Source organism: Pseudomonas parafulva NBRC 16636 = DSM 17004, assembly GCF_000730645.1.
Classification (GTDB): Bacteria; Pseudomonadota; Gammaproteobacteria; order Pseudomonadales; family Pseudomonadaceae; genus Aquipseudomonas; species Aquipseudomonas parafulva.
This window is the reverse complement of record NZ_BBIU01000002.1, coordinates 292,581-311,574: the sequence shown is the minus strand read 5'-3', so window position 1 is coordinate 311,574 and position 18,994 is coordinate 292,581. Positions and strand designations below refer to the sequence as shown.

Sequence of the window (18,994 nt, the reverse complement as noted above, 5' to 3'; positions counted from 1 at the left end):
CGTGGATTGTGCCAGCATTCGGATTTTGTGGAAGACAGTTGCTCCCACAAGGATTGCGCCAACTTGGACATTGTGGAAAACACAAGAAGCGATGTCCACTATGTCACCGCTTACATTGCATGACGAAGCATCTCCACCACCTGCGCATGCAATGCCGGATCGCCGCAAGCGACCACGCAGCCGCCCTGTTGTGCGCTGCTGCCATCCCAGGCGGTGATGACGCCGCCTGCACCTTCGATGATGGGCATCAGCGCCTGTACGTCGTAGGGCTGCAAGCTGGCTTCCACAATCACGTCGACGAAGCCCGAAGCCAGCATGCAGTAGGCGTAGCAATCGCCGCCATAGCGCATCAGCCGCGCCTGCCCGGCGACGGATTCGAATGCAGCCTTGCGGGCGGCGCTATCGAACATGTCAGGGGTGGTGCACATCAGCGTGGCCTGGGCCAGGCTGTCGCAGGCGCGGGTGGCCAGGCGCTTTTCGCCGCTCCAGGCGCCGTCGGGCGTGCCGATGAAGCGTTCACCGGTGAACGGCTGGTTCATCACACCCACCACCGGGCGCTTGCCATCGTTCAGGGCGATCAGCGTGCCCCATAGCGGCAGGCCAGTGATGAAGGCACGGGTGCCATCGATGGGGTCGAGCACCCAGGTCAGCGGGCTGCTACCCACTGCTACACCCGCCTCTTCGCCCAGAATGCCGTGGGTGGGGTAGCGCTCCTGGATCAGTGCACGCATGGCGTCTTCAGCGGCCTTGTCGGCCACGGTCACCGGATCGTACAGGCGCCCGCCCTTGTCCTCGACCGCCAGGCTTGCGCGGAAGTAAGGTTGAATCGCGTCAGCAGCGGCGTCGGCCAGCTGCTCGGCGAAAGCACGGAATTCGCCAATCTGTTCAGCACACAGGGACATGCAGGAGGGCCTCGTGACAGGTGGAAGGGCCGCATCATACCCCACCCGCCCTTCATCGGCATGGGGCGCAACAGTGCCATCATTGTGGCATTATCGGGCTATATTTACCCTCAGGCGGTTCGTTGTACTAGGATACCTATCAAGCCCCGTCGCACGCCCAGGATTCGGGCAGGCACCCGCGCGGGGCAGGCTTGTTCCAGACTCATGGACGACACGATGAATACCCACTCGATCTACCCGCAAATCGGCAAAGTCATTGCCAGTACCGGCAGCCGCCATTTCCCCCGCCTGTTGCACGACCTTATCCAGGCCCACCTGTGCATCGATGCCACACAAATCCGCCAATTGCCGCTCACACCCTGTGAAGGCGCTGGCCTCAGCGAAACCGTGTACTCATCAGCCACCCAGCCCGAGGGCGGCTTCGACGACCCCTCTCGCCTGCACCGGATCCGCGGCAGCGGGCCAGCCAGGCTGGAAATCCATGTGCTGCGGGCAGGCTCCACCTATGGTTTCTCCGCATTCGAGCGCAGCCGTCTGGACGCTATCTCCCCGCTGTTGCTGCCCATGCTCGAAAAACACATCCATGCGCTGCAGCCAGCGCCGGGCCGTTCCACCCCCGAAAGCCTGGAGCAACGCTTCATCGACCGCCTGGCCCAGACCGGCCTGAAACTGTCGGAGCGCGAGCGCCAGGTGTGCCTCGGCCTGCTGGCCGGGCGCACTGCCCCCGAGCAGGCCGAGCAGTTGGGCCTGCGGGCCAACACCGTGGAGAGCTACCTGCGCAGGGCAGCCATCAAGCTGGGCATTGGCGGGCGGCACTCGCTGATGCGCTGGATGTACGCTCAGCCTTGAGCCAACGACGGCCCTCAGTCCCGCGCCAGGGCCTCGATCGGGTCCAGGCGCGCGGCGTTGCGCGCCGGCACGAAGCCGAACACCACGCCGATCAACGTCGAGCAGGCGAAGGCCATGATGATCGAGCCGGGGGAGAACACCATTTCCCACTGTTTGACGAACAGCTCGAACAAGAACCCCACGCCATACGACAACCCGACCCCTATCACGCCACCCAGCAGGCACACCATCACGGCCTCCACCAGAAACTGCTGGCGAATGTCCACCTGACGCGCCCCCACAGCCATGCGAATACCAATTTCACGGGTACGTTCAGTGACTGAAACCAGCATGATGTTCATCACCCCGATACCGCCCACCACCAGCGAGATCACGGCAATCAGCGACAACAGCAGGGTGAGCGAGCGGCTGGTCTTCTGCACCGTCTGCATGATGCTGTCCAGGTTGTTGGTGAAGAAGTCCTTGGTGCCATGGCGCTGCAGCAACACCCGGCTCACCTCCTCTTCCACCCGCTTGCTGGGTACCCCTTCACGCACACGCACGCTGATGCTGTCCAGGTGCCGCTGCCCGAGTACCCGGCCGGCGGCGGTTTCGTAGGGCACCCAGATGTTCAGCTGGTTGCTGGCCACGAACAGGTTCTTGTTGCGCGCCGTTACGCCAATTACCGTGCACGGCAGGTTACCCACCAGAATCACCTGCCCCAGTGGGTCGACATTGGGGCCGAACAGCCGCTCGCGGGTGTTGTGGTCGATGACCACTACCTGGGCCTGGCGCCGCGCGTCGTCGGCGCTGAACACGATGCCAGCCGCCAGCGGGATGTTGCGTACCTGGAAGTAGTGCTCGCTGACCCCGTTCAGTTGCACGTCCACGTCCAGGTTGCGGTAGCGCACCAACGTGCCCTGGCCAATTACCGGTGTGGCGCTGTCGACGTAGTACAGCGCGTTCAGCGCCGCCACGTCGGCGGGTACCAGGGTTTCGATGTTGCGCGCGCGGCTGTCGCCAAAGTTGCTGCCTGAATAGACATCGATGGTATTGCTGCCAATGGCCTGGATGTCCTTGAGCACATAGCCCTTGGCCCCCTCGCCGATGGCCGAGATGGACACCACCGAGGTAATGCCGATGATGATGCCAAGCATGGTCAGCAGCGTGCGCATGCGGTGGGAAACCAACGCCAGCCAGGCCATCTTGAACGCTTCACGGAACATGCCGAGGCTGGCCAACAGCCGCCGCGCGCCTTGCCCGCCAGGGTGCGTCGTACCTGGTACTGCCAGCGCAGGCGGCGCGGCCTGCTTGTACCGGTCACTGACAATCTGCCCGTCGCTCACCTCGATGATGCGCTGGGCATGGGCAGCCACCTGCGGGTCGTGGGTCACCAGGATCACCGTATGGCCTGCGTGGTGCAGCTCCAGCAGGATGTTCATCACCTCCTTGCCACTGGCGGTGTCCAACGCACCGGTAGGCTCGTCGGCCAGAATCACCTGCCCGCCGTTCATCAGTGCCCTGCAGATGCTCACCCGCTGCTGCTGGCCCCCCGACAATTGGCTAGGCCGATGGCGCAGGTGTTCGCCCAGGCCCAGGCGCGCCAGCAGGTCACGCGCCCGGGCATGGCGTTGGTCCAGGGGCAGGCCGGCGTATACGGCTGGGATTTCGACGTTGTGCAGGGCATCCAGGTGTGGCAGCAGGTGATAGCGCTGGAAGATGAACCCGAAGTGGTCGCGGCGCAGTGCCGCCAGGGCATCGGGGCCCAGCGCACGGGTTTCCTGGCCACCTACCCGGTAACTGCCGGTGGTGGCGTTGTCCAGGCAGCCGAGAATGTTCATCAGCGTCGACTTGCCGGAGCCCGAGGCGCCGATGATCGCCACCAGCTCGCCCCGCTGAATCTGCAAATCGATGCCCTTGAGCGCGAGAAACGCGCGGTCGCCTGCCTGAAAGCTTCGCGTTACCCCCTTTAGACGCAGCAGCGGTTCATCGCACGCGTGGGTAACGGCCAGGTGCGGGCTGGGTTGCACGTTCATGTTCATGCTCAAGCCCCCGCGTCGCCGGTGACAGGTTCGCCGATCACTACCCGGTCACCCTCCTCCAGCCCTTGGCTGATCTGCACCCGCACGTTGTTGTTGATGCCGGCCTGCACCACGCGCTGGTGCGCAAAACCCTTGCCATCGAGCACCCGCACCGGGTAGCTGCCATCGGCGTTGCGCACCCCCAGCGCCGCCACCGGCACGGTCAGTACCTGCTCGGCGGTGTCGAGCACGATGTGCACCTGGGCGGTCATGGCGATGCGCAGCCGGTGGTCGGGGTTGGGCACTTCGAACAGCGCGTTGTAGAACACCGCACCGCTGGGTTTGCCGCCGGCGGCGTCGGCCTTGTCGGTGCTCTGGGCGTAATGCTGCGGTGCAGGCTCGGTGCCACGCAGCTTGGCGTGGTAGCGTTTGTCTTCGCCCAAAATGGTGAAGTACACGGCCTGCCCCGGGCTGATATGAATCACGTCTGCCTCCGACACCTGCGCCTTGACGGTCATGGTGTCGAGGTTGGCCAGCTTGAGCAGCACCGGTGCCAGCTGGTTGGCGATCACCGTTTGCCCTTGCTGGGTGACGATGGCCACCACATGGCCGGTGATGGGCGCGTTGATACGTGTGTAGCCAAGGTTGACCCGGGCGGTGTCGATTTCCACCCGGGCGCTCTGGAGCTGCGCGTCGAGCGAGCGCACGGCCGCCTGCTGCACTTCGTACTCCGCTTCGGCGTTGTCGAAGTCCTGGCGGGAGATCGACTGGTCCACCTGCAGCTCGCGGTAGCGCTCGTACACCCGCCGCGCCTGTTTCAGCTGGGCCATCGCCGAGCGCCGTTGAGCCTGCAGTTTGTCCTCGTCCACCTCGGCCTGGCGCAGGGTATTGCGCAGTACCAGCGGGTCGATTTCGGCCAACCACTGCCCGGCACTGACCTTGTCGCCCAGCTTGACCTTCAGCGACTTCAACTGCCCCGACACCTGCGCCCCCACATCCACCTGCTCGATCCCCTCCAGCACCCCGGTCGCCAGCACAGCGTTTTCAATGTCGCCGCGCTCCACCTGGGCGGTGATGTACTGCGGTGGCTTGGCCGGGGCCTGCACGGCATACAGGCCCAGCCCTGCCGCCAGGGCAACAGCCACGCCGATGCCCCACTTGCGTACTGTCTTCTTTTCCATGAACACGCGTTTTCCTCTGTCTCGGGCTATTGGGCCAACTGCGCCGGTTGGCGGGCCTGGCCGTCGTGCCACCAGGCTGCCAGGCTGAATACATCCGGCACTTTCAAAATGCTGAAGTGGTCCCCTGGCGCCTTCCATGACGCCAGTTGTGGCATCAACGCCAGCCACTGGGCCTGCATCTGCTCGTGCTCGTGGGCATTGCCGGCGGCATCCAGGCCAGGGTCGTCCACCAGCACCAGGCGCGCCGGGCCGGTGTAGGCAAGCCCTGGCCGATAGACCGTGCGCAGCGCGCTAGCAAAGGTGCGCACCGTGCCCTGCAGCACCTGCGCCGTGGTGCGTGGCGGCAGTAGCCCGCACTGCACCATGGCCCCGTGCAGCAGTTGCAGTTGCTGGCTATCACTGGCCTGGGCAAACGTGTTGGGGTCGATGGCCAGCGCTTTGCCGGTGGACAGCTGCAAGGCCTCGATCAACCGCTCCAGCGCCTGGGTGAAGGTGTAGGGCTGGCCACAGGTGCCGCCGCCACCCGGCCCCTCGCTGTCGATCAGGGTCAGTGATTGCACCGCCCGGCCCTTGGCTTCGAAGCGGGCAGCCATGGCGTGGGCCACCCAGCCGCCAAACGAGTGCCCCACCAGGTTCAATGGCCCCCGCGGGTACACGGCGTCGATGGCCTGCACGTGCCAGTCAGCGGCAGCCTCTACCGTGCTGTGCGGTACTGCTGCGCCATCCAGCCCTCGTGGCTGCAAGCCGTGCAGCGGCCACTGCGGCCCCAGCGCCTCGGCAAGGCCAATGAAGCTGGTAACGCTGTCACCTGCCCCAGGCACACAGAACAACGGTGCATGCCCTGGCTCGCCGGCCTGGATGGCAACCGGTGCTGCTGGGCCAGGCGCAGGCATTGGCAGGCAACCGGATATCGCCTCACTCAACGCTTGCCCTACCGTCGCCACATGGGGGGCCTGCATCAGCGTTCGATGGTCACCTGGCACGTCCACAACCACCAGTTGCTGGCCTGGCAACGTTTCACGCCACCCCAGGGACGGGTGTTCCTCCCCGCCCTCCCTGGCACGCAGCAGATGCACCGGAACATCGACAGGCGCAGGGCGGTAGTGGGCCAGCGCGCGGCCGTGGGCGAGTTCGCGGCTGAAGTAGTGGCGCAGCTGCCCGTCGCTCATGCTCGCCCACAGGCCGTACAGCAACCCGTGCTCGCGGCAGTGGGCCAGCAGTGTGGCGAAATCGGCCTGCTCATGGTCCAGGCGTTGCAACAACGCCCGTTTGCCGACCCCGGCCTGGCCTTGGGTTTCCCAGTAGGCCGTGCAGTTGAGCAACAGCTGCCGCTCCAGCGCACGGGGCCCCTCCCAACGCGCCTTGCCGTGGTCGGCCAGGCGCGGCACATAGGTGTCGATCAACCCCACAAACGCCACCGCCTCATCGGCGCCCCGCAACTGGTTGGCCATCTCGAACGCCAGCACACCCCCGAACGACCACCCCGCCAGCCGATACGGGCCATGGGGCTGCACCGTACGCAGCTGCTGGATGTGGTAACGCGCCAGGCACTCCAGCGTGCTCGGTTGCGGTTGGTCGGCGGGGACGCCAGGCAAGCCGTAGAGGGCAAACTCACCTGCCAGGTGCTGGCCCAGCACCGGGAAGTAGAAGTCCAGCCCGGAGAATTCGTGCACCAGGAACAGTGGCGCCTCCGCGCTGCCTGGGCGCACGGTAATGACGGCCGGCGCTCGCGCTGTCGGCTCGCCGGCGTGCGCGGCGAGCAAGGCCACGCTTGGCCGCTGGAACACGTCGTTCAGGGTCACCGGCATACCCGCCTTGCCCATGCGGTCCACCAAGCGGATAGCCGCCAGGGAATGGCCGCCCAGCTCGAAGAAATCATCATGTCGCCCTACCTGCGCTACCCCCAGCAATTCCCCCCAGATGGCAGCCAGCAGCCGTTCGGCGTCCCCCTCTGGCGCTGCATACGCGCGGTGCGCCTGTGTCTGTGGCACGGGCAGCGCCTTGCGGTCGAGCTTGCCATTGGGGCTCAGTGGCAGCGCGGGCAGGTGAACGAACTGCGCAGGCAGCATGAAGGCAGGCAGCTGGCTGCCCAGGGCGCCGCGCATATCCTCGGACGTGTAGGCGTCCCCGGTGAAATACGCCAGCAGTTGCCCCTCCCGTGCAACCACCACCGCTTCGTTGACACCGTCAAGCGCGGTCAGGCAGGCCTGGATCTCACCCAGCTCGATGCGCAACCCATGGATTTTCACTTGGTCGTCGTTGCGGCCGAGGTACTCCAGGTTGCCGTCCGGCAGGTGCCTGGCGAGGTCGCCGGTGCGGTACAGGCGTGCATCCGGTGTTGTGCTGAAAGGGTCTTCAACAAAGCGCTCGGCAGTGAGCGCTGGACGGTTCAGGTAGCCACGGGCCACTTGCACACCGCCGATGTACAGTTCACCGGCAACGCCCTGGGGTACGGGCTGACGCTGTTCGTCCAGCACATACAGTGCGGTGTTGGCGATGGGTTTGCCAATGGGCGTGTTGTCCGGGGTGGTCGTGCAGTGCCAGGCACTGACGTCAACCGCCGCTTCAGTGGGGCCATAGAGGTTGTGCAGCGCCACCCCAGGCAGTTGCGCCTTGAAGCGCCGCACCAGGCTGCCCGGCAGTGCCTCGCCGCTGCAGATTACCCGTTTCAATCCTTCCGGCGCCCATTGCTCGGCAGTGGCAGACAGGAACACGTCCAGCATCGAAGGCACGAAGTGCAAGGTGCTGACACCCTGCGCCTGAATGACCTGCCGCAGGTACTGAGGGTCGCGATGGCCACCGGGCTTAGCCATCAGCAGCCGTGCACCCGCCTGCAGCGGCCACAGCAGCTCCCATACCGAAACATCGAAGCTGAACGGGGTCTTTTGCAGGACGACGTCATCGGGCCCTAAACCGTAGGCGTCCTGCATCCACAGCAGGCGGTTGACCACGCCGGCATGCTCGTTCATCACCCCCTTGGGCAGGCCGGTGGAGCCTGAGGTGTAGATCACATAGGCCAGGTGCCGGGGCGTGAGGGCTGCCACGTGCGGGTTGCTGTCTGGCAGCGCAGCCCAGCAAGGGGTGTCGAGGTCCAGGCGTTGCGTGTGCTGCAGCACATGCCGGGTGGCAGCGTGCACCAACACGGCCACAGGCGCGCTGTCGGTCAGCATATGGGCAATGCGCTCGGCCGGGTAGTCGGGGTCTACGGGTACATAGGCGCCGCCAGCCTTTAGAATGCCCAGCACCCCCACCACCATCGCCAGGCTGCGTTCCACACAAATGGCAACCCGGTCATCCGGCTTCACCCCCACGCCTAGCAGATGGTGGGCCAGGCGGTTGGCCTGCTGGTTGAGCTGCGCATAGGTCAGTTCGCCATCCGGCGCGCTTACGGCTACCGCCTCTGGCGTACGCTGTACCTGCGCCTCGATCAGCCCGTGCAGGGTTTGCGCCAGGTCATAGGCCACCGCCGTGTCGTTGAAGGTGTGCAGCAGGCACTCGCGCTCGGCTGCGCCAGGCAGCGCTACATGCCCCGGGACTACAGCGTCGCCAGCAGCGAAGCTGCGCAGTATCTGCTGGAAATACCCGGCAAAACGCTCGATGGTCGCCCGGTCAAACAAGGCTGTGGCATAGACGATGCCACCCGCAAACCCCTCAGCGCGCTCGCCCAGGCTAAGGCTCAGGTCGAACTTGGCCACCTGGGCCTGGCCACCCAGGGCGCAGACCTTCAGATCGCCCATGCGCAGGGCCTGGTGGCCGGCGCTAGCATCCCAGTCCAGCGACACCTGGTACACGGGGGTATAGGCCAGGCTGCGGGCTGGGCGCAGCACTTCCACCACCTGCTCGAACGGCAGGTCCTGGTGGGCCTGGGCCTGCAGCAGCGTGGCCTTGGCCCGGGCCAGCAGCGTTGCCACATCCGGCTCGCCGGACAGGTCCAGGCGCAGTGCCAGGGAATTCACGAACATGCCCACCAGGCCTTGGATCTGCGGGTGCTGCCGATTGGCCACGGGCGAGCCAATGACCACTTCCTGCTGCCCTGCCAGCCGCCCGAGCAGCAGCCCCCAGGCCGCGGTGAACAACATGTACGGGGTCAGGCCATGGCGCCTGCACACGGCTTTCAGCGCCTCGCTCAAGTCTGCAGCGATGTGGATTTCATGGCTATCGCCTGCAGCGTGCTGGCGTTCTGGCCGTGGCCGGTCATAGGGCAGGCTGATGAGTGCGGGCGCGCCTGCCAATTGGCTACGCCAGTAGTCTGCCTGGCGCTGCAGCAAGGGCCCGCTTGCCCATTGGCGCTGCCACAAGGCGTAATCAAGGTATTGCACGGGCAGCGCGGGCAGCGGGTCGTCACAGTCATTGGCAAACGCCTGATACAGGTCGCCCAGCTCCCCCAGCATCACCCCCAGCGACCAACCATCGGCGACCAGGTGATGCACCACCAACAGCAGCACATGGCAGTCCGCTCCGCGGTTTACCACTGCGGCGCGGATGGGCAATTCACGATCCAGGGCGAAGGGTTTTACCGCTTCTTCATGCAGCCAGGCTTCGAACGCGCTTTCATCTTGCTGCGTGAGGTCATGCCAGCTGGGGACCAGCGGATCGTGAGAAACCACAACGTACGGTTCACCGTCAGGCGCCACGAACTGGCTGCGCAGGCTCTCGTGACGCTCCACCAAGCGCGCCAGGCTGCGTGCGAGCGCCTGTTTGTTCAGGTGCCCGTTGAGCTGCAGCGCGACGGGGATGTGGTAAGCCGCGCTGTCGGCGTCCATACGTGCCAGGAACCACAGCCGCTGTTGGGCGAGCGACAGCGGCAGTTGGCCTTCCCTGGGCAACGGTTCGATGGGCGGCAGGGCATCACGCTCTGGGTGCAGGCAAGCCGCAACTGCCATGAGCCGATCATCCGCGAACAGGTCCGCCAGCTGCAGTTCGCAGCCAAGGGTCTGGCGCACCTGCGCCAGCATGCGCATGGCCAGCAAGGAGTGGCCGCCCAGCTCGAAGAAGCGGTCCTGACGGCCCACAGCCGCCACCCCCAGCAGCTGTGCCCACAGCAGTGCCATGGCGTGCTCCTGCTCACCCTCAGGCGCCTCGAACGCTGCCATGGCGATGTCCTGTGCAGTGGGCGCTGGCAGCTTGGCGCGGTCGACCTTGCCGTTATTGGTCAGCGGCATGCGCTCCAGGGCCACAAACGCCGAAGGCACCATGTAGTCAGGCAAGTGGTTGCGCAGGTATTCCCGCAGCGCGGCTGCATCCACTTCGGCGGCCCTGCGGGTGTACCACGCCACCAGTTGCTGTGGCCCCTGCGCCTGGGTGACGGCCATGACCAGCACCTCGCCAACACCTGGCGCCTGGGCCAGTTGCTGCTGGATCTCGCCGGGCTCGATACGGAAACCACGAATCTTCACCTGGTCGTCGGTGCGGCCCAGGCATTCCAGTTCACCGTCGGCGCGCCAGCGCACCAAGTCACTCGTGCGGTACAGCCGGGCGCCAGGGTGCTGGCTGAAGGGGTCGTCGATGAAGCGTTCGGCCGTAAGCGCTGCGCTGTTCAGGTAGCCCAGTGCCACGCCATCACCGCCGATATAAAGCTCACCCACGACCCCCTGCGGCATGAGCTGCTGCCGGGCATCCAGTACATACACCTGGGTATTGCCGATTGGCCGGCCAATGGGCACTTGAGTGGCATGCGCCGGCACCTCGCGCACCTCGCAGGTGCTGGCGAAGGTGGTGGTTTCGGTAGGGCCATAGCCGTTGAACAGGCGCACCCCAGGGGCCCTGGCCAGCAGGGCGCGAAACGCTGCCGGCTCCGCCCGCTCGCCACCGGTAAGCAGGGCTCGCAGGCCCGATAGCGCGTCTGGTATCTGCTGTACGTACTGGTTGAACAGCGCCGTGGTCAGGAACAGTACGCTGACGCCCTGCTGCGCGAGGGCCGCGGCGAAGCGGTCAGGGTCGAGCAGTGTGGCGTGCTCGATGACCCGCAGCTGCGCACCATTGAGCAGCGCCCCCCAGGTTTCCAGGGTACTGGCATCGAACGCAGGGTTGGAGGCGAATGCAATGTGGTCACTGCCCAGCAGTTCGAGGTAGCCGTTGTTCAACACCAGCCGTGCGATGCCGCGGTGCGGTACACATACACCCTTGGGTTTGCCTGTGGTGCCGGAGGTGTACATCACATAGGCGGCACTGCCGGCATCCTGCGCCAGGTCGGGGTTATGCGAGGGCTGGTCATCGAGCCTGAGGGCGTCCAGCGCCAGGCGTGCCACCCGGTGCTCGCCCCCGATGCCGGCCAAGGTCAACAGGGCGACTGCCTGGCAGTCGTCCAGCATGTATGCCTGACGATCTGCGGGCGCATGCAGGTCCAGCGGCACGTAGCAGGCCGCGCACTTGAGTACCGCCAGCTGCGCCACCAGCAAGTCCAGCGAGCGTGGCAGCAGCATGGCCACCCGATCCTGGGGGCTCACTCCGCTGGCCAGCAGGTGATGGGCCAGGCGGTTGGCACGGGCATTCAATTCGCCGTAGGTCAGGGCCTTGGGCCCCTCCACCGCGGCCACTGCCTGCGGGTGCAGTGCTGCACGCTGCTCGAACAGCCGGTGCACAGGCGTATCCCGGGGGTAGGCATGGGCGGTCTGGTTGCAGGTGTGCAGCAAGGCATGGCGTTCGGCATCGTCCAGCAGTTCTACCTGGTCGAGGGGCTGCTGGTCATCGTCAGCCATGGCCCATAGCAACCGCTCGAAGTAGCCGAGGTAGCGCTGCACGGTGGTCTCGTCAAACAGTGCTGTGGCGTAGTCAAGGCTGCCGGCCAGGTGCTGCCCTTGTTCGCCGAGGTTGAGCGTGAGGTCGAACTTGGCCACGGCGGCGGCCTGGCTCACTGCCTGCAGCTGTACACCTTGCAGGTTCAGCACCACTGCTTCGGTGGCCTGCCAGTTCAGGGTGGTCTGGAACAGCGGTGTATGCGCCAGGCTGCGTACAGGCCGCACGGCTTCTACCACCTGCTCGAACGGCAGGTCCTGGTGCGCCTGGGCCTGAAGCACCCTGCCCCGCAGCTGTTGCAGCAACCCTTGGGTGGTAGACGCGATGCCAGGCTCGATACGCAAGGCCAACGTATTGACGAACAGACCCATCAGCGGCTCGAGTTCGGCACGGCCGCGCCCTGCCACCGGGCAGCCGACCACCACGTCGGCCTGGCCAGCCAGGCGTGCAAGCAACGCCGCCCAGGCCCCCAGTACGGTCATGTACAGGGTTGCACCGTGGCGGTTGGCCAGGGTGCGCAGGGCGGCGGTCAGCCGGGGTTGCAGCAACACCGGCAGGCTGGCCCCGGTATAGTCCTGGCGCTCCGGGCGGGGCCGGTCGCTGGGCAGGCTGAGCAGCGCCGGGGCACCCTCCAGCGCCTGCCGCCAGTACTCGGCCTGGCGCTGCAACCGCTCACCGGCCAGCCAGCGGCGTTGCCACACCGCGTAGTCGGTGTACTGGATGGGCAGTGCGGGCAGTGCCTCGCTCGCCCCCCTGCAAAACTGCCCGTAGAGCACGCTCAGCTCCTGCGTCAACACACCCAGCGACCAACCGTCTGCAACGATGTGGTGGACCGTGAGTGCCAGCACCTGGTGCTCGCTGCCCAGGCGCAGCAGGTGAGCGCGCATCAGTGGCCCGCTGGCCAGGTCGAATGGCGCAGCGGCCAAGGCCTGCAGACGCTCGGCCAGCGCTTCGGCAGGGAGGTCTTCACACTGCAGCCAGCCGTGCGTGGGGGTGGCGGCGATCAGCACTTCGGCGCTGTCTTCAGTCGCCACGAACTGGCTGCGCAGTACCTGATGACGCTCAAGGATTGCCAGCAGCGCGCTTTCCAGTGCATCGACATTCAGTGCTCCACACAGCCCGAGTGCCAGTGGCACGTGGTAGGCCTGGCTGCCGCCCTCCATCTGCGCCAGAAACCACATGCGTTGCTGGGCGAACGACATGGGCAACGGCTGTGCGCCAGTCACGGGCAGAATCGCCGGCAGGTCGCTGGCCGCGGCATCTTCCAGCAACCTGGCGACCGCGGCCAGTTGCGGGTTGGCGAACAGCCCTGCCAGGGTCAGCTCCACACCCAGGCGCACGCGCACCTGTGAAACCATGCGCATGGCCAGCAGGGAATGCCCGCCCAGGCGGAAGAAGTCGTCCTGGCGGCTAACCTGGTCAACTTGCAGCAGTTGCTGCCAGATCTGCGCCAGGGCCTGTTCCAGCTCTCCCACCGGCGCCTGATGGCAACCCTGCAGCATTGCCGCCCGGTCAGGCGCCGGCAGCGCCCGGCGGTCCAGCTTGCCGTTGGCGGTCAGCGGCAGCGCCGCCAGCTCGACGAAGGCCACCGGGATCATGTATTCGGGTAAGTGGGCCTGCAACTGCGTGCGCAGGCCTTCACCTGCCAGCGGTTGCACATCTGCCGTGGCGGTGTAGTACGCCACCAGCTGCGGGTGCCCAGGCTGATCTTCGCGGGCCACCACCACCGCTTCGGCAATGCCAGCCAATGCGGCCAGGCGGCTCTCGATCTCGCCGGGCTCGATGCGCAGGCCGCGGAGTTTGATCTGGTCGTCGTTGCGCCCCAGGTAGTCCAGGGTGCCGTCGGTGTTCCAGCGCACCAGGTCGCCGGTGCGGTACATGCGCCCGCCACCCGGGGCCACGAACGGGTCTTCGAGAAAACGCTCAGCCGTGAGCGCCGGCCTGTGCAGGTAACCACGCGCCACACCGGCCCCGCCAATGAACAGTTCGCCGGGCACCCCCAGGGGCACTGGCTGCAAGTGGCTGTCGAGCACGTACAGCCTGGCATTGTCCACCGGACTGCCAATGTGCAGGTTGCCACCGGCCTGCACTGCGCCGGAGCTGGCCACCACCGTGGTCTCAGTGGGGCCGTAGTTGTTCACCACGGTAAAACGCTGGGTGCGGTTGAACTGGCGCAGCCGGTCACCGCCGATCAGCAGCGTGCGCAAGGTCGGGTGCTCCAGCTGGTGGCTGAAGGCGTACTCCGCTACTGGGGTGGGCAAGAAGCTTACATCCAGCGGCTGCGCCTGCCACCAGGCGAGCACGGCGTCGAGGTCATCGTTGCCTTCAGAGGTGGGTGCCAGGTGCAGCGTGGCCCCGGCGCACAGGGCCGGCCACACTTCCCAGGCCATGGCATCGAAGCCAAAGCCGGCCAGGCTAGAGGTGTGCCGCCCCTGGCACAGGTCGAAGGCGCGGCAATGCCAGTCCACCAGGTTGTTCACCGCCTGGTGCTCCACCATCACCCCTTTCGGTTGGCCGGTAGAGCCTGAGGTGTAGATCACATAGGCCAGGTGCCCCGGGCCAAGGCCCGGTACACGGGGGTTGTCTTGCCGCACCGGCCAGCCCGGCTGGTCCAGCACCAGCACCGGCAGGTCTGCAAGCCCGACCCTGGGCAGCAGCACCTGCTGGGTCAGCACGGCCACCGGTGCGCAGTCCTCCAGCAGGTAGTGCACGCGCTCGTCAGGGTGGGCAGGGTCGATGGGCACGTACCCTGCCCCCGCCTTGAGCACAGCCAGCAGGCCCACCAAGGTATCCAGCCCGCGGCGTGCCAGCACCGCGACGCGGTCATCGGGCTGCACGCCCAACGCCAGCAGATGATGCGCCAAGGCGTTGGCCTGTTGGTTCAGCACGGCATACGAGAGTTGTTGCTGACCGCTGACGGCGGCCACTGCGTGCGGAAAACGCTCGGCCTGCTGTTCGATGCGCTGATGCAAGGTGATGGGCTGCGGGTAACCGGCGCTGCACGCGTTGAACCCGTCCAGCAGCAGTTCACGCTCGTCAGCCGGCAGCATCGGCAGGCTGTGGGCCGCTACTTCTGGCCCGTTCAACAGGCTTTCAAGGGTGTGTTGCAGGTAGGCGCACACCCGTTCCCCTGGGATTTGCGCCGCCGCCAACAGGGTCAGGCGAAAGCCCGCCCCCAAGTCATCGATGCTCAGGGTCAAGGGGTAGTTGGTGGCCTCGACCGACTCCACCACATCGATGCCAGCGAGTGCTGCACGCCGGGGCTGGGCGGCGTCGACGGCGCTGTGCCGGTAGTTGAGCAAGGCATTGAACAGCGGCGCGGGCGCAGCCACCTGGCTGCAGCGCTGTGCCAGCGCCAGCGGCGCATGCTCATGGCGCATCAGTGCCGTCAGCCGCTTGTGGGTAGCCTGAACGGCGCTTTGCGCGCTGCCTGCGCCCAGGTCGACGCGCAGCGGCAAGGTATTGATGAAGATGCCCAATGCTCTGTCGGTGGCTTCCGCCCCCAGCAGACGGCCCATCATCACCGTACCGAACACCACCTGGTCGCGGCTTGTAAGCCCACCCAGCACCCGGCCCCAGGCCAGGTGGAACAGGCTGGCCACACTCACCCCTTGGGCCCGCGCCTGGTTGCGCAGGCCCAGGCAGAGCGGCGGCGGCAGATCAAGCTGATGCTCGACATGCGGCGGGCCTTCACCTTGCACTTCCAGCAGGCCGTACGCCAGGGTGGGCTGGTCGATATCACCCAGCATGTCGCGGAAGAATGCCTCGTGCTGGGCCTCGGTGACCCCTAGCACCGCCTGGGCCACGTAGTTGCGGAACGGAACCGGCGTGCCAAGGTGCGCCTGTTCGCCGGTGAGAAAGGTGATCAGTTCCTGACGCACCACATCCAGGGCACTGTGATCCAGCGCAATATGGTGGAACTGCAACGTGGCGGTCAGGCTGCCATCCGCTTGCGGGGCCTCGCGCAACAGGCGGATCAACGGCGCCTGGGTCAGGTCGAAGCTGTCGTGTTCGGGGTCATTGCCCGCCCGCGTCAACACGGCAAGCTCCGCATACCGCCACACCACCTGTAGCGGCGCTGCCAGCCCCTGCCAGTGCACCGAGGTGCGCAGGATGTCGTGCCGGGCGATCACCCCCTGCAACGCCTGGGCGAACGCCTGCAGGCGGGCCTCGCTGGCGAACACGAAGCGCGCCTGCATCACGTAGGGGTCATGCCCGGTAGCACTGGCGTGATGGAACAGCATGCCTTGCTGCAACGGCGCGAGTGGGTAGATATCCTGAACGTTCGCCGCACCGCCGGGGATCTGGGCGACAAGCTCATCGAGGGTCTGCTGGTCCAGCGTCACCAGGTTGAGCATGGCCGGGGTGATGTGCGTGCAGCCTGCCGGGATCAGGTTGGCCGGCGCGTCGACCGGCCCCTGCTTGCTGGCCACGTACTCGCCACGCTCGATCATGCTCAGCAGTGCAGGCTTGTGTGCTCGTAACTGGGCCACCAACGCCGCATCGGTCAATGCCTGGCGGTTGCCCTGCACGGCCAGTTGACCATCCTTGAGTGCCAGTTGAACGTTGAGGTCGGCCAGGGTGGCCAGTAATTGATTGATGCTCACAGGACGATCTCCATTCTGTCTGTGATGGCCGCATAGCCTGCCAGTGTTGGGTGGTCGAACAGGGCGCGTACATCCGCCTCCAGGCCGTGTTCACGCAGGCGGGACGTGAGGGTCACGGCCAGCAGCGAGTGGCCGCCCAGTTCGAAGAAGTTGTCGTGACGCCCTACCCGTTCCACGCCCAGCAATTCGCACCAGAGTGTCGCCAGCAGGGTTTCGGTATCGCCCTCGGGCGCTTCATAAGGGCGATCAGCCACGGCGCCAGGTTCTGGCAGGGCCTTGCGGTCCAGCTTGCCATTGGGGCTCAGCGGCAAGGCCTGCAGGTGCATGAACTGCGCCGGCACCATGAATTCCGGCAGGTGGAGCAGCAAGGCACTCCGCAGGTCATCGACCGCTTGCGGCTCGCCCGTGTAGTAGGCCACCAGACGCTGATCGCGGGCGATGACCACCGCTTCGTTGACGCCCTCAATGCGGGTCAGCCCCGCCTGGATCTCACCCAGTTCGATACGCAGGCCGCGCAGCTTCACCTGGTCGTCGTTGCGGCCCAGGTATTCCAGGTTGCCATCCGGCAAGTGCCGTGCAAGGTCGCCGGTGCGGTACAGGCGTGCACCGGGTTGCGTGCTGAACGGGTCATCGATGAAACGCTCAGCGGTGAGTTCAGGGCGGTTCAGGTAGCCCCGGGCCACCTGGACACCGCCGATGTACAGCTCCCCGGCGACGCCGTGTGGTACCGGTTGCCGCTGTTCGTCCAGCACGTACAGCGTGGTGTTGGCGATGGGTGTGCCGATTGGGGTGTTATCCGGGGCCGTCACGCAGTGCCAGGCGCTGACGTCTACCGCTGCTTCGGTCGGGCCGTACAGGTTGTGCAGCTCCACCTGCGGCAGTTGCGCGTGGAACCGCTGTACCAGGCTGCCCGGCAGGGCTTCACCGCTGCACACCACGCGTTTCAACCCAGGGGCCTGCCAGCCCGCGGCAAGCGCAGACAGGAACACTTCCAGCATCGATGGCACGAAGTGCAGTGTGCTGACGCGCTCCTGTTCGAGGGTGTGTTGCAGGTAATGCGGATCACGATGCCCGCCCGGGCGCGCCATCACCAGTTTGGCACCCGTTTGCAGTGGCCACAGCAATTCCCACACGGACACGTCGAAGCTGAACGGCGTTTTTTGCAGGACGACGTCCTCAGCGCTCAGGTCGTACGCATCCTGCATCCACAGCAGGCGGTTGACCACGGCGCGGTGTTCGTTCATCACGCCTTTGGGCAAGCCGGTCGAGCCTGAGGTGTAGATCACGTAGGCAAGGTGCCGTGGCGTGAGCGCCGGCACGGCGGGGTTGCTGTCGGGCAGCCCGCTGGGCAATGGCTCGTCCAGGTCGATGAGCTGTTCGTGCTGAAGCGCAAGCCGCGTAGCGCGGTGTACCAAGACCGCCACCGGGTTGCTGTCGCTGACCATGTGGCGGATACGTTCGGCCGGGTAGTCCGGGTCCACCGGCACATACGCTGCACCCGCCTTCAGGATGCCAAGCAGGCCTACTACCATCGCCAGCCCGCGTTCGACACAGATCACCACCCGGTCATCGGGTTTGACGCCAAGGCTGATCAAATGGTGAGCAAGGCGGTTGGCCTGGGCGTTGAGCTGGGCGTAGGTCAGCGTGCCCTCCTCGGCCTGTACCGCGATGGCCTGGGGTGTGTGTTGCACCTGCGTCTGGATCAAACCGTGCAGGGTGTGCTCCAGGTCGTAGTCGACAGCGGTGGCGTTGAAGGCGCCTACCACCCGCTCCCGCTCTGCGGCCTCCAGCACGGGCAATTGCTGCACCGGCAGGCCAGGGGCCTGCTCCAATGCCTCCGCCAGTGCCTGCAGTACCTGTTGCATCTGCCCGCAGATCCGCTGGGCGCCTACCTCGGCAGGCGCCGTGGCGGCCAAACGGAAGCCATCACCCACATCGTCCACGTTCAGGCTCAGCGGGTAGTTGCTGCGCTCCTGGCTGTCACGGATGGCCATGCCCGTACTGGCCTGGCGCTGGTCAGCGCTGGCCTGGGTGCTGTGGCGGTAGTTGAGCATGGCGCTGAACAGCGGCAAGGGTGCAGCCACGCCGCTGCAGCGCTGGGCCAAGGCCAACGAGGCATGCTCGTGGGCCAGCAGCTCGCTCAGCCCCTGATGCGCGGCGCGGGCAGCGGCTGCGACCCCCAGATCCGCCAGGTCGACACGCAGTGGCAAGGTGTTGATGAACATGCCCAAGGCCCGTTCAGCACCCTCCCCGCCTTGCAGCCTACCCAGCAGCACGGTGCCGAACACCACACTGCCCTGCCCGCTGGCGGCGCTCAACAGGCGCGCCCAGCCCAGGTGGAACAGGCTGGCCACGCTGATGCCCGCCTGCCGCGCCTGGGTGCGCAAGCGCTCTGCCAAGGCGGGGTCGAGCCATACCTGGGCGTCCTCCAGCGCACGGCCATCGCCGTGCACATCGCCCAGGCCGAACGGCAGGGTCGGTTCGTCGACCGCACCCAGTTGCGCCCGGAAAAACGCCTCGTGCTCGGCCTGGCTGATGCCCAGGCGTGCCTGGGCCACATAGTTGCGATAGGGCACAGAGGGGCGTACGGGTTCGCCATCGCCTTGCAGGAAGCCGATCAACTCCTGGGCGACCACCTCCATGGCCGTGTGGTCCATGACGATATGGTGGAACTGCAGGGTCGCCTCCACGGCCTGCTCACCTGCTGCCTCGCTGTACAG

General features: G+C 66.1%; 6 protein-coding genes (1 of these 6 running past the window's edge). 1 reads left to right on the top strand and 5 read right to left on the bottom strand.

All coding sequences use genetic code 11. The annotated features are described in order from the left end of the window. Nucleotides 1-110 precede the first annotated feature (110 nt). Complete coding sequence (gene hisN, locus PPA02S_RS01470; RefSeq protein WP_028634048.1) at nucleotides 111-902, bottom strand: histidinol-phosphatase; 792 nt, start codon at nucleotides 900-902, stop codon at nucleotides 111-113. 216 nt (nucleotides 903-1,118) lie between these two features. Here hisN and PPA02S_RS01465 point away from each other — a divergent pair, with 216 nt between their 5' ends. Next, entirely contained in the window at nucleotides 1,119-1,751 is a 633-nt protein-coding gene (locus PPA02S_RS01465) for a helix-turn-helix transcriptional regulator (RefSeq protein ID WP_028634049.1), read from the top strand. A gap of 14 nt (nucleotides 1,752-1,765) precedes the next feature. On the opposite strand, the gene PPA02S_RS01460 is transcribed toward PPA02S_RS01465, so the two are convergent. The 4 genes in view from PPA02S_RS01460 to PPA02S_RS01445 are tightly spaced (at most 26 nt apart) and all read right to left on the bottom strand, a layout consistent with a single transcriptional unit that may run on beyond the window. Beyond that, the gene (locus PPA02S_RS01460) at nucleotides 1,766-3,772 is read right to left on the bottom strand and encodes a MacB family efflux pump subunit (protein ID WP_042141145.1); all 2,007 of its coding nucleotides are present in this window, start codon (nucleotides 3,770-3,772) and stop codon (nucleotides 1,766-1,768) included. 2 nt (nucleotides 3,773-3,774) lie between these two features. Beyond that, on the bottom strand, nucleotides 3,775-4,932 hold the full coding sequence (gene macA / locus PPA02S_RS01455) for a macrolide transporter subunit MacA (protein WP_028634051.1): 1,158 nt from the start codon (nucleotides 4,930-4,932) through the stop codon (nucleotides 3,775-3,777). Nucleotides 4,933-4,958: 26 nt separating this feature from the next. Continuing rightward, a complete protein-coding gene (locus tag PPA02S_RS01450) occupies nucleotides 4,959-16,274 on the bottom strand; it encodes a non-ribosomal peptide synthetase (protein ID WP_042141143.1) in 11,316 nt (3,771 codons plus the stop codon). Beyond that, a protein-coding gene (locus PPA02S_RS01445; protein ID WP_042141141.1) for a non-ribosomal peptide synthase/polyketide synthase crosses the window boundary here: on the bottom strand, nucleotides 16,271-18,994 show its end. 19,614 nt of this gene lie beyond the right edge of the window; only the last 2,724 of its 22,338 coding nucleotides appear in the window; its start codon lies beyond the right edge, outside the window; its stop codon occupies nucleotides 16,271-16,273. The genes PPA02S_RS01450 and PPA02S_RS01445 overlap by 4 nt, the downstream gene beginning before the upstream one ends.